Annotated in this window: 11 protein-coding genes; 3 read left to right on the forward strand and 8 right to left on the reverse strand. The window is 57.8% G+C overall.

The genetic code is table 11. The features are described 5' to 3' along the window. Nucleotides 1–24 precede the first annotated feature (24 nt). The 6 genes from ghrB to AB1287_RS15645 form a co-directional block, all read right to left on the reverse strand. Nucleotides 25–996, reverse strand: a complete 972-nt coding sequence (gene ghrB / locus AB1287_RS15620) for a glyoxylate/hydroxypyruvate reductase GhrB (protein ID WP_435618364.1) — start codon at nt 994–996, stop codon at nt 25–27. Between the two features lie 22 nt (nt 997–1018). After that, complete coding sequence (locus AB1287_RS15625) at nt 1019–2299, reverse strand: MFS transporter (RefSeq protein ID WP_435618365.1); 1281 nt, start codon at nt 2297–2299, stop codon at nt 1019–1021. Between the two features lie 92 nt (nt 2300–2391). Then, nucleotides 2392–3333, reverse strand: a complete 942-nt coding sequence (locus tag AB1287_RS15630; RefSeq protein ID WP_435618366.1) for a sugar kinase — start codon at nt 3331–3333, stop codon at nt 2392–2394. Nucleotides 3334–3336: 3 nt separating this feature from the next. Then, the gene (locus tag AB1287_RS15635; protein WP_435618367.1) at nt 3337–4083 is read right to left on the reverse strand and encodes a sugar phosphate isomerase/epimerase family protein; all 747 of its coding nucleotides are present in this window, start codon (nt 4081–4083) and stop codon (nt 3337–3339) included. A gap of 109 nt (nt 4084–4192) precedes the next feature. Further along, nucleotides 4193–5209 carry a LacI family DNA-binding transcriptional regulator gene (locus AB1287_RS15640; protein ID WP_435618368.1) on the reverse strand — a complete coding sequence of 339 codons (1017 nt, stop codon included), beginning with the start codon at nt 5207–5209 and terminating at the stop codon, nt 4193–4195. A 127-nt stretch (nt 5210–5336) separates the two neighbouring features. Beyond that, the gene (locus AB1287_RS15645; protein ID WP_435618369.1) at nt 5337–5999 is read right to left on the reverse strand and encodes an OmpA family lipoprotein; all 663 of its coding nucleotides are present in this window, start codon (nt 5997–5999) and stop codon (nt 5337–5339) included. Nucleotides 6000–6167: 168 nt separating this feature from the next. Here AB1287_RS15645 and AB1287_RS15650 point away from each other — a divergent pair, with 168 nt between their 5' ends. Next, on the forward strand, nt 6168–8501 hold the full coding sequence (locus tag AB1287_RS15650; RefSeq protein WP_435618370.1) for a molybdopterin guanine dinucleotide-containing S/N-oxide reductase: 2334 nt from the start codon (nt 6168–6170) through the stop codon (nt 8499–8501). Here AB1287_RS15650 and AB1287_RS15655 read toward each other — a convergent pair. Both AB1287_RS15655 and tag read right to left on the reverse strand, forming a co-directional pair. Then, a complete protein-coding gene (locus tag AB1287_RS15655; RefSeq protein ID WP_435618470.1) occupies nt 8470–8910 on the reverse strand; it encodes an N-acetyltransferase in 441 nt (146 codons plus the stop codon). The genes AB1287_RS15650 and AB1287_RS15655 overlap by 32 nt on opposite strands. Then, the gene (gene tag, locus AB1287_RS15660; protein WP_312626836.1) at nt 8888–9469 is read right to left on the reverse strand and encodes a DNA-3-methyladenine glycosylase I; all 582 of its coding nucleotides are present in this window, start codon (nt 9467–9469) and stop codon (nt 8888–8890) included. The genes AB1287_RS15655 and tag overlap by 23 nt, the downstream gene beginning before the upstream one ends. A gap of 144 nt (nt 9470–9613) precedes the next feature. On the opposite strand from tag, the gene AB1287_RS15665 reads away from it, so the two are divergent. Together AB1287_RS15665 and AB1287_RS15670 are read left to right on the forward strand one after the other, a co-directional pair. Then, on the forward strand, nt 9614–10324 hold the full coding sequence (locus AB1287_RS15665) for an autotransporter domain-containing protein (protein WP_435618371.1): 711 nt from the start codon (nt 9614–9616) through the stop codon (nt 10322–10324). A gap of 232 nt (nt 10325–10556) precedes the next feature. Continuing rightward, nucleotides 10557–11759, forward strand: a complete 1203-nt coding sequence (locus AB1287_RS15670) for an L-lactate MFS transporter (protein ID WP_312626838.1) — start codon at nt 10557–10559, stop codon at nt 11757–11759. The last annotated feature ends 119 nt before the right edge of the window (nt 11760–11878 follow it).

Here is an 11878-nt window from a genome sequence, read left to right on the forward strand (position 1 = left end):
GCAGTGCCGCCGGGCAATTCCCTCTTAAAGCACCTGCGGATTGACGCAGTTCGTCTCCACTTTTCCGTTCAGCGCATTAATCAGGTTATCCACCGCCGTTTTCGCCATCGCATAACGCGTTTCATGCGTGGCAGAGCCGATATGCGGCAGCGCCACTACGTTTGGCAGCTTCAGCAGTTCTGAAGAGACCGGCAGAGGTTCCTGCTCGAATACGTCCAGCCCTGCGGCATGAATGTCGCCGTTTTTTAGCGCGCCGATCAGCGCTTGTTCGTCCACCACCGGGCCGCGGCCTGCGTTGATGAAAATCGCCGTTGGCTTCATCTGCCTGAACTGCTTCGTGCCGAACAGGTGACGGGTTTCTTCGGTCAGCGGCAGAATCGAGCAGACAAAATCCGCTTCCTGCAGCAGCGTGTCGAGGTCGCAATGGCGAGCGTTGAAACGTTCCTCAGCCTCTTTATGCTGGCGACGGGCGTTGTAGAGCACCGGCATGCCGAAGCCAAAATGCGCGCGCTGCGCCAGCGCCAGGCCAATACGCCCCATGCCGACGATGCCGATGGTTTTATGGTGTACGTCAGTGCCGAACCAGTCCGGGCCGATGCCCTTTGTCCACTCACCTGCTTTGACGCGTTCGGCCACTTCAACAACTCTGCGGGCGCTGCTCAGGATCAGCGCCATCAGCGTGTCGGCAACGGTTTCGGTCAGCGCGGTCGGCGTGTGCATCAGCAGGACCTTGCGGGCATTTAGCGCGTCGACATCGAAATTGTCATAGCCCACGGAAATGGTGGAAGTGGCGCGCAGCGCGGGCATTTTTTCCAGCAGCTCAGCCCCCACTTTTTCGCTTGAGCCGAGCAGGCCCACGGCGTTTTTAAACGCGTCGGCATGCTGGTTAACGGTCTCTATGCTGAGATTTGGAACCCTGATAACCGTAAAGTTTTCCTCAAGGCGGTGTTGCAGATCGTCAGGTAATGACTTGTAGAGAATGACGGATGGTTTCATTTCTCTCTCCATTTTAAAGGGTTCAGGCGTGGCGTGCGCCGACGGGGATTTTTTGATTATTAGCAGGCTTAACAATTAAAGTCAGCCACACGGAGACGAAAAGCGCTACCCCCATAAAAATGTAGGAGGCAGACGGCGAGCCGGTTGCGCCGTTGAGATAGCCGACAAACCACGAGCCGAAAAAGGAGCCCAGTGCGCCCATGCTGTTGATAAGCGCCATCGCACCTCCGGCGACGTTGCGCGGCAGCATCTCCGGCACAATGGCGAAGAACGGTCCGTACGGGGCATACATGGCGGCACCGGCAATCACCAGCAGGCTGTAAGAGATCCAGAAGTGATCGGCCCCTACGGCCCAGGAGCCGATGAAGGCGAGGCCGCCAATCAGCAGCAGCGGCCAGACAAACAGCTTACGATTCTGCAGTTTGTCAGACGCCCAGGACGCGAGGATCATTGCAACGGTCGCCGCCAGATAAGGCACGGCGGAGAGCCAGCCCACTTCAACCATGCCTAAGTTTTCCCCGCCGCTGCGAATAATGGACGGCAGCCACAGCACAAACCCGTACACCCCGATGCTCCAGGCGAAATATTGAATGCACAGCAAAATCACGTTGCGCGAGCGGAAGGCCTCGCCATAGTTACGTACCGCTTTGATACCCTGCTGCTCGCGGTCAAGCTGTGCCTGTAGTTCGGTTTTCTCTGCCTCTGACAGCCAACCAACCTGCGTTGGTTTGTCTTTGACCAGCACCCACCAGCAGAAGGCCCAAATCACCGCCGGAATGCCCTCGAAGATAAACATTTCACGCCAACCGAAGGACTGAATCAGGTAGCCGGAGACCACTGACATCCACAGCACCGTCACGGGATTGCCGAGGATCAGGAAAGTGTTGGCTCGCGAGCGCTCCGAGCGGGTAAACCAGTTGCTGATGTAAATCAGCATCGCAGGCATCACGGCGGCCTCGACGATCCCCAGAATGAAGCGGATCGCGGCCAGCATCGGGATGTTGCTGACCATGCCGGTCAGCGAGGCGCAGCCGCCCCATAAGATCAGGCAGACGAAAATCAGTTTGCGCACGCTGCGGCGTTCGGCGTACACCGCACCGGGGATCTGGAAGAAGAAGTAGCCGAGGAAGAACAGCGCCCCAAGCAGGGAGGAGACGCCTTTGGTGATGCCGAGATCGTTGTTGATGCCGGCGGCGGAGGCAAAACTGAAGTTTGCGCGGTCGAGGTACGCCAGGCTGTAGGTGATAAACACGATAGGCATGATGTACAACCAGCGTTTCGTTGCATGGCTTGAACGGTTCATATGCGAGCCTCTGTTGTTGAGGTAGGTGCCACCGCCGTTTGTAGGGGACAGGGTAGCGTTTTTTTTCGTTTTACGGCCAGATTGCAGTCTGGTTATGCCTCGCCGAGCGCTTCCCGGGTGGGCAGGCCTTCGCTGTCGCCCTGTACCTGAATTGCCAACGAGCCAATTTTGTTGCCGCGAGTGACGGCCTGCGGCAGCGTTTTGCCTTCTAGCAGTGCGCTGATGACGCCGACGGCAAAACCATCGCCAGCGCCGACGGTATCGACGACGTTCTCTACTTTCAACGCCGCTACGGCACCACGTTCGCCGTCCTGGCTCTGATACCATGCGCCGTCAGCGCCGGTTTTGATGATGACTGCCTTCACGCCGCGGCTCAGGTAAAACTCAGCAATCCCTTCCGGCGTGCGTTCCCCGGTGAGGATCGAGCCTTCTTTCAAACCGGGTAGAACCCAGTCCGCTTTGCAGGCCAGCCGATTAAGCTTCTCGCGCATCTCGCTTTCACTGCGCCAGAGCACCGGACGAAGGTTGGGATCGAAGGAGATCGTTTTCCCCTCCCGTTTCATCTCGCTGGCGGCATGATCCAGCAGCGCATAAGCGCTGTCTGACAGACCGGCGGCGACGCCGCTAAGGTGCAGATGGCGGGCACGGGCGAAATGTGAAAGGGTAAAATCTTCCCGGCTGAGATGGCTGGCAGCCGAACCTTTGCGGAAGTATTCCACGATGGGATCGGTTCCATTTTCAGCTTTCGATTTGAGCTGGAAACCGGTCGGATAGCGTTCATCCATCGTTACCCCCTCCCGGTTGATTCCTTCCTGTTGCAGCGAATCCAGCACGAACTGTCCGAAGCTGTCCGTGCCGACGCGGCTCACCCAGCTGACGTTTAGCCCCAGGCGTGCCAGGCCGATGGCCACGTTCAGTTCAGCTCCGGCCACGCGTTTAATAAAGCGATCAACCTGGTGCAGCTCGCCGGTGTTCTGGGCGACAAACATCGCCATGGCTTCGCCGATGGTGATGACATCCAGTACCTGTTTCATGGTTTACTCCTCGCGCAGCCAGCGGACATAGTGACGGGTGACGGCGACCAAATCGTCGCCTTCCAACGGAAACTCAATGCCGCGTGGAACGTCGCCCGGCAGGCTATCGAGCAGCGCCGCCCAGCGTGGATCGCGGTCCGGTACGTCAGCGCGCCAGCTGGTGTGATGGGGTTCAGCGGCTTTAACATGCACGTAGCCCACACCGGGAGCTAACAGGCGAGAGGCCTGTTCAGGCGACTCACCCAGCCATATCCAGTTGCCCATATCAAACGTCAGCCTGACGGGCAGGCTATGCACGCCAACCGCCGCCAGGAAGCGCTGCATTGGCGCCAGTCTGCCGTGCTCGCTTTGGTCATTTTCGATAACCAGCGGCACCGGGCTTTCGGCCAGCAGCGTGCGCAATGAGGTCAGTTCATCTGTCTTTCTGAAATGGCCGAGTGAAAGCTTCAGCCACAGTGCGTTCAGGGCGTGGGCTTCATCAAGCAGAGCGGGAAGGTGGGGGTTAAGGCTACCGTCATCGGTAAACAGCGCCTCTGGGGCGGAGTAGCAGGCCAGCAGGTTGTGGTGCGCTATTGCCGTTGCCAGCGGTGGCAGGCGGTCAATATCCTGCGGGCTCAACAGCTCACGGCGGATTTCGACGCCATCGGCACCGGCCGCGGCAATAATGGGCAGCACGGCGGCTTGCCCGCCCAGGGACCTGATTCGGTCATGGCCATAGGCGGCAGTGACGACGATGATTTTTCTTGTCATCCGGTAACTCCAAAGCGTATTGAGCGGGGTTTCTCTTTACTACGCTAGATGGAACCGGTTCCAAAGAAAAGTCAGGGCTGGCTGTTTTATGATCGCCATCACAAGGGAATTAGCGGCGGGTGGATCCGCGCACGATCAACTCGCCGGAGAATACCTGCTCGCGGATCGGTTCGTTGCTGCCTTCGATCCGCCGTACCACCTGTTCTACGGCGGCATGGCCAATTTTCCAGGTCGGCTGTTTGAGGGTGGTAATGCCGACGCCCGCCAGTTCAGCCCACTCCAGCTCATCAAAGCCCAGCAGACCGATGTCGCTTCCCCAGTGCAGGCCGAGACGTTTAAGGGAGCGCGCCACCAGCAGCGTCAGCGCGCCGTTGGCGGAGATCACGGCTTTACGCATTCCGCGATGAGCGGCGTGGAACTGGCGCAGGGCGTTATCAATCAGCGCGCCATCATTCAGCGGCACTTCCACATTCTCGGCTCTGATATCCGGATAGCGGGCAAGCGTGGCGCGAAACGCGGCCAGGCGCTCCCGGCGTGTGTTGACGCTTCCGAGCGGTTCGCTGATGAACAGCAGTGCTTCAAACCCTTGTTCAACAAGGTGTTCGGTAGCCGTGGTGGCGGCCTGGTTGTTATCCAGTCCCACCACGTCGCAGGCGAAATCAGGAATTTTTCTGTCGATGAGTACCATCGGCAGCGCTGACTGTTGCAGGCGGTTCAGCCCCTCTTCATGCATGCCCACGGCGTTCACCACGATCCCTTCCACCTGGTAGCTGCGCAGCAGGTCGAGGTAATGCCGCTCCTGGTCAACTTCGTTATTGGTGTTGCAGACCAGAGGCGTAAAGCCCTGCTCGCGGCAGGCGGCTTCAATACCGCTCAGCACGTTGACGGAGTAAGGGTTGGTGATATCGGCGATGATCAGGCCAATCAGCCGGGTTCGGCCATGCTTCAGGCCGCGCGCCATCAGGCTCGGACGGTAATCGAGAGCGGCAATTGCGGTTTCAATACGTGCCAGCAGGGCATCGGACAGCAGATGTTTTTCGCCGTTGAGGTAGCGTGACACGCTGGTTTTGCCCGTTTTTGCAGCTTTTGCCACGTCGCTGATGGTCGCTCGCGCCTTGTTCGCCATGAGGGGTTCCTTCGCCTGAATGTGTGAACACCTTAGCGTGAAAATGGGCGATGGCAAGCGGTTAATGCCGGGGGGAACTGGGGGAAACGTAAGCCGGGGGCGATTGCCTCGCCGCCCGACATAATGGTTACTGTAACGGACTCAGCGTAATCTCTACGCGACGGTTCTGGGCTTTGCCTTCCGCCGTGCCGTTGCTGGCGATCGGATTCGCCGGGCCCATTCCGCTGGTGCGGATGCGGTTAGCCACAACGCCCTGAGTGATCAACGCGCTTGCAACGGAGTCTGCACGCTGCTGAGACAGGCGCATGTTCAGATCCTGGCTACCGGTGCTGTCGGTGTAGCCGACCACGTTGACGGCCGTCTTTTGATACTCTTTGAGCACCATTGCCACGCCGGTAAGGGTGTTGGCACCCGCCGGTTTCAGGTTGGCGCTGCTGCTGTCGAAGGTGACGTTATTGGGCATATTCAGCACGATGTTGTCGCCGTTACGGGTGACGCTGACGCCGGTGCCCTGCATTTTTTCGCGCAGTTTCGCTTCCTGCACATCCATGTAATACCCTGCGCCGCCGCCGACGGCAGCACCTGCTGCGGCACCAATCAGCGCACCTTTGCCGCGGTCTTTCTTCGACGACGACAGCATGCCGATACCCGCCCCCGCCAGCGCGCCAATGCCTGCGCCAATACCGGATTTGCCCGCTTCGCGCTCGCCGGTATAAGGGTTGGTGGTACAGCCGGAAAGGGCCAGTGCGCCGCTGACCATAGCAGCAATCACGATTACGCGTTTTTTCATCTTATTTCCTTAATCCTTTTTATTCTTTGCCACGACGAACGTGGCGGTTGATTATGACGCGGGATTGCGAGGAAAATTCCCGGAGCAATCCTGAAATATGTAAATAAATGGAACGCTGATGAAAAAATTGGCGTCGCAACACCTGCATTCGTAAACCAGGAGCCTGTTTTGGCCAACTCATCCGCAACAAAAACCGTTCTGACCGCCGCCCACTGGGGGCCGATGCTGGTCGACACCGACGGCGACACCGTACTGGCCTCGCGCGGCGCGCTTTCCGGCACGTTTGAAAACTCCCTGCAAAGCGTGGTGCGGGATCAGGTGCACAGTAAAACGCGCGTCCGTTACCCGATGGTGCGCAAAGGATTTCTGGCTTCGCCAGAAAATCCGCAGGGCGTGCGCGGAGAGGATGAGTTTGTTCGGGTGAGCTGGGATGAGGCCCTGGATCTGATCCACACGCAGCATAAAAGAATTCGTGAAACCTACGGCCCGGCGTCGATTTTCGCGGGCTCCTACGGCTGGCGTTCGAACGGGGTGTTACACAAAGCCGCCACGCTGCTGCAGCGCTATATGAGCCTGGCGGGTGGTTATACCGGGCATTTGGGGGATTACTCCACCGGGGCGGCGCAGGCGATTATGCCTTACGTCGTTGGCGGCAATGAGGTCTATCAGCAGCAGACCAGCTGGCCGATGATTCTGGAACATACCGACGTGGTGGTGCTGTGGAGCGCCAACCCGCTCAATACGCTTAAGATTGCCTGGAACGCCTCCGATGAGCAGGGCATTACCTTCTTCGACAGGCTGCGGAGCAGCGGCAAACGGCTGATCTGCATCGATCCGATGCGATCGGAAACCGTCGATTTCTTCGGGGAGTCGGTGGAGTGGATTGCCCCGCATATGGGCACCGACGTGGCGCTGATGCTCGGAATAGCGCATACGCTGGTGGAAAACGGCTGGCATGATACGGCGTTCCTGGAACGCTGCACTACGGGCTATGAACAGTTTGCGCTTTACCTGACGGGTGAGCGCGACGGCGTGGCGAAAACCGCCGAGTGGGCGGAAGAAGTTTGCGGCGTAAAGGCAGCCAAAATCCGCGAACTGGCGAAGCTGTTCCATGAAAATACCACCATGCTGATGTCCGGCTGGGGCATGCAGCGTCAGCAGTTTGGTGAGCAAAAGCACTGGATGCTGGTCACGCTGGCGGCGATGCTCGGGCAAATCGGCACGCCGGGAGGTGGTTTTGGGCTTTCGTACCACTTTGCCAACGGCGGCAACCCGACGCGTCGTGCGGCGGTGCTGGCCTCAATGCAGGGCTGCGTGAAAGGCGGAACGGATGCCGTCGATAAAATCCCGGTGGCGCGCATTGTGGAAGCGCTGGAAAACCCGGGTGCGCCCTACCAGCACAACGGCATGGACCGCCATTTCCCGGATATTCGTTTCGTCTGGTGGTGCGGCGGGGCCAACTTTACCCATCATCAGGATACCAACCGCCTGATTCGCGCCTGGCAAAAACCGGAGCTGGTGGTCATTTCCGAATGCTTCTGGACCGCGGCCGCGCGCCATGCGGATATCGTTTTACCGGCGACGACCTCGTTCGAGCGCAATGATTTGACCATGACCGGCGACTACAGCAACCAGCATCTGGTGCCGATGAAGCGCGTGGTGCCACCGCGCGACGAGGCGCGGGATGATTTAGAGGTGTTTGCCGAACTCAGCGAGCGCTGGGAAGCGGGCGGCCGCGAACGTTTTACCGAAGGGAAAAGCGATCTCGAATGGTTAGAGACCTTCTATGAGATAGCCGGACAGCGCGGTGCCAGCCAACAGGTGACGCTGCCGCCGTTCCGTGAATTCTGGGAAGCGAATGCGCTTATTGAAATGCCGGAGAGCGAACAGAGCGCGCAGTTCATCCGCTTCGCGGCCTTCCGCAAGGATCCTCAGGCCAACCCGCTGAAAACAGACAGCGGCAGGATTGAAATCTATTCGCAGCGCATCGCCGGATTCGGCTATGCCGACTGTCCGGGGCACCCGACGTGGCTTGAGCCTGACGAGTGGCACGGCAATGCGCAGCCCGGCCAGCTTCAGCTGTTGTCTGCACATCCGGCGCACCGTTTGCACAGCCAGCTCAATCACACCTCCCTGCGTGAGAAGTATGCCGTGGCGGGGCGCGAGCCTTTGACGTTAAATCCTGAAGACGCCAGGGCGCGCGGCATCAGCGATGGCGATCTGGTGCGCGTCTGGAACTCACGCGGGCAGGTGCTGGCCGGAGCGGTGGTGTCCGGGGGGATCCGACCGGGCGTGATTTGCCTGCACGAAGGCGCGTGGCCGGATCTGGATCGTGAGGCCGGTGGCATCTGCAAAAACGGCGCGGTGAACGTGCTGACCAAAGACATCCCCAGCTCGAAGCTGGGGAACGGCTGTGCGGGGAATACGGCGCTGGTGTGGCTGGAGAAATACCACGGGCCGTGGCTTCCGCTTACGGCATTCGATCCGCCTGCCAGCGCATAAGCCAGGTCGGCTGCTGAGTGTCATCCTGCCATGCGCTGTCTTCAATACGAAAGCCCTGCGCATGGTAGAAATTCACTGCCCGGCTGTTCTTCTGGTACACCTCAAGGCTTAAATCCGGGTAGCGGTCGCAGATAAATGCGAGTAGCGCCCGGCCAATGCCGCGCCCGATGCTGTCAGGGGCGACAAACAGCGCCCCAATAAAGCGCTGATCCATCACGCTGATGAAGCCTTTCACGTTGCCTTCCTCTTCCCAGACCCACGTGTGCGAGGCGGGAAAATAGACGTCGCGCACCAGCGGCTCGCTGTCATGCCAGTAGCTTTCTTCAATAAACGGATGGGCATAGATGGTGCTTTCGAGCCACAGCGCCAGCAAAGGGCTGCGATCGTTATTTTGCCATTTGCGGATCATCATCGCCTCCGGGATAGCAGAAGCAGCCGGTAATATGGTCGTTGACCAGTCCGCAGGCCTGCATAAAGGAGTAGCAAATCGTGGTGCCGACAAATTTGAAGCCGCGCTTTTTCAGCGCCTTCGACAGCGCATCCGAGGCGGGCGTGCTGGTGGGGATTTCAGCGAGGCTGGCGGCATGGCTCACCTGCGCGTGGTTATCGACAAATGACCAGACGAAATCCGCGAAGTCTTCGCCGTTGGCCTGCATCGCCAGATAAGCGCGGGCGTTGCCGATAATGGCCTGAATTTTCCCGCGGTGGCGAATGATACCCGCGTTGAGCACCAGTTTCTCTACGTCGGCTTCGTCCATAGCGGCGACTTTTACCGGATCAAAGTGGTGGAATGCTTCGCGGTAGTTTTCACGCTTTTTCAGCACCGTTATCCACGAAAGCCCGGCCTGCTGGCCTTCAAGGCAGATCATTTCAAACAGCTTTTGGTTATCCCTCTGAGCTACGCCCCATTCGCTATCGTGGTAAGCCATGTAAAGCGGGTCTGTACTTACCCAACCGCAACGTTCCATCTGATTCTCCCACTTTTTTGATGTCTCTGAAGAAATGTACAACCTGCCTTGACGACAGAAATAAAATGGCAATATTTAGTAATACGCAGTTGCGAAAAAAATCATAACAACAATGCCGGGTTCGGCTCTTTCGGAGTCGCAAAAATGATCGTTAAGAATTGCAATGGCTTTCGGGGTTGTGTCTACCCGGCTTCTGTTTTTGTGTGGATGTCTTTTGTGACATCGGCATTCGCCTGGCAACAGGAATATATCGTTTCTGACCCGCAAAGTAATACGCCTGAACGCTATACCTGGGATAGCGATCACCAACCGCGTTATGACGACATTCTCGCGGAACGCATCAGCGCCGCGCAAATGCAGCCTGGCGTTGCCGTGAATCATCCTGATGAGACTCCGCTGGACGCCACGCGCACGTTAAGCGTGGGCTGGAATATTCCCTTAAGCGCGATGTTCACCACCGGCCCGGTGGCAAGCTGGCATTATGACGGCTCGGCGACTTCTGTCTGGAATGAATTTGGCGACAGCGATACCAGCACCACGGCGCTGACCGATCCGATGTGGCACGCCAGCATCAGCACGCTCGGCTGGCGCTTTGACTCGCAGCCGCTGTGGGGCGTGCATCCCTGGGCGCAAATTAGCTACAACCAGCAGTTTGGCGAGAACCAGTGGAAGTCGCAATCGGGCCTGAACCGGACGCCTACTTCCACGCAGGACGGCAACTGGGTTGACGTTACGGTTGGGGCCGATATGCTTTTAAATCAGAACGTTGCAGCCTATGCTGCCTTATCTCAGGCGGATAACATGAGCGTCAGCGCCAACTATCTCTACGTTATGGGCGTCAGCGCTCGTTTCTAACATTTCATAAACGCTTTTAGCACACTTTTATTCCCATCTTATTACAATGATGACGCGCTTTAGCGTGATAGTGACCGCTCACGTTCGTACTTTTTTCTTTTCGGCAATGTCATTCATTCTGCATTCAGTGCATTTCATTCCGCGCTGGCGGCAGTTCATGCCTTTTTTAACCTGCCATGAAGTGCACTTCGTTATTTTAAGCAGCAGTTAATCTTCATAAGGCAACTCTGCGATGAACGCTGCAATCCGTCCTTCTACCCGCTGGCTGACGCTGATCGGGACCATCATCACCCAGTTTGCGCTGGGGTCAGTTTATACCTGGAGCCTGTTTAACGGCGCGCTGTCCACCAAGCTGGATGAACCGGTAAGCCAGGTGGCGTTTTCCTTCGGTCTGCTGAGCCTGGGTCTGGCGATTTCGTCCTCCGTGGCCGGTAAGTTACAGGAACGATTTGGCGTGAAGCGTGTGACCATGGCGTCCGGCATTCTACTTGGCGTCGGTTTCTTCCTCACCGCCCATGCCAATAACCTGATGATGCTGTGGCTGAGCGCCGGTGTGTTGGTGGGGCTGGCGGACGGAGCAGGGTATCTGCTGACGCTCTCCAACTGCGTTAAGTGGTTCCCGGAGCGCAAAGGGCTGATTTCGGCGTTCTCCATCGGCGCCTATGGCCTCGGTAGCCTCGGCTTCAAGTTTATCGACAGCCAGCTGCTGGCAAGCGTTGGTCTTGAGAAGACCTTTATGATCTGGGGCGCAATTGTGCTGGTGATGATTGTCTTCGGCGCGACGCTGATGAAAGACGCCCCGCTGCAGGAAGTGAAAACCCATAACGGCGTAGTAGATAACGACTTCACGCTGGCACAGTCGATGCGTAAACCGCAGTACTGGATGCTGGCGGTAATGTTCCTGACTGCCTGCATGAGCGGCCTGTACGTGATTGGCGTGGCGAAAGATATTGCGCAGAGCATGGTCCATCTCGACGTGATGACCGCGGCAAATGCGGTGACGGTGATTTCCATCGCTAACCTGAGCGGCCGTCTGGTGCTCGGTATTCTTTCCGATAAAATCGCCCGCATTCGTGTGATTACAATTGGTCAGGTGATTTCGCTGGTGGGTATGGCGGCGCTGCTGTTCGCTCCGCTGAATGCCGTGAGCTTCTTTGCCGCGATTGCCTGCGTGGCATTTAACTTTGGCGGCACCATTACCGTGTTCCCGTCGCTGGTCAGCGAATTCTTCGGTCTGAACAATCTGGCAAAAAACTATGGCGTGATTTATCTCGGTTTCGGGATTGGCAGCATCTGTGGTTCCATCATCGCGTCGCTGTTCGGTGGGTTCTACGTGACGTTCTGCGTGATCTTCGCGCTGCTGATTCTGTCTCTGGCGCTGTCCAGCACCATTCGTCAGCCAAACCGTGAGACGCTGCAGGAGGCGCACGCCTGATTTCACCGCTTTTTATCCGCGAGTAATACATTCACGGAATAAATCTTCCCTCGGGGGGCAATTATTTTTGTAAATATTGCCCCCGATCGCATTTCCTGATGACACTTTTCCCGCATGTC

Source organism: Scandinavium sp. UTDF21-P1B, assembly GCF_040750395.1.
Classification (GTDB): domain Bacteria; phylum Pseudomonadota; class Gammaproteobacteria; order Enterobacterales; family Enterobacteriaceae; genus Scandinavium.

Bases quoted from the DNA above. Each gene is read 5' to 3' on its own strand.
- ghrB (WP_435618364.1), bottom strand. From the start codon at position 996: ATGAAACCATCCGTCATTCTCTACAAGTCATTACCTGACGATCTGCAA.
- AB1287_RS15625 (WP_435618365.1), bottom strand. From the start codon at position 2,299: ATGAACCGTTCAAGCCATGCAACGAAACGCTGGTTGTACATCATGCCT.
- AB1287_RS15630 (WP_435618366.1), bottom strand. From the start codon at position 3,333: ATGAAACAGGTACTGGATGTCATCACCATCGGCGAAGCCATGGCGATG.
- AB1287_RS15635 (WP_435618367.1), bottom strand. From the start codon at position 4,083: ATGACAAGAAAAATCATCGTCGTCACTGCCGCCTATGGCCATGACCGA.
- AB1287_RS15640 (WP_435618368.1), bottom strand. From the start codon at position 5,209: ATGGCGAACAAGGCGCGAGCGACCATCAGCGACGTGGCAAAAGCTGCA.
- AB1287_RS15645 (WP_435618369.1), bottom strand. From the start codon at position 5,999: ATGAAAAAACGCGTAATCGTGATTGCTGCTATGGTCAGCGGCGCACTG.
- AB1287_RS15655 (WP_435618470.1), bottom strand. From the start codon at position 8,910: ATGATCCGCAAATGGCAAAATAACGATCGCAGCCCTTTGCTGGCGCTG.
- tag (WP_312626836.1), bottom strand. From the start codon at position 9,469: ATGGAACGTTGCGGTTGGGTAAGTACAGACCCGCTTTACATGGCTTAC.
- AB1287_RS15665 (WP_435618371.1), top strand. From the start codon at position 9,614: ATGATCGTTAAGAATTGCAATGGCTTTCGGGGTTGTGTCTACCCGGCT.
- AB1287_RS15670 (WP_312626838.1), top strand. From the start codon at position 10,557: ATGAACGCTGCAATCCGTCCTTCTACCCGCTGGCTGACGCTGATCGGG.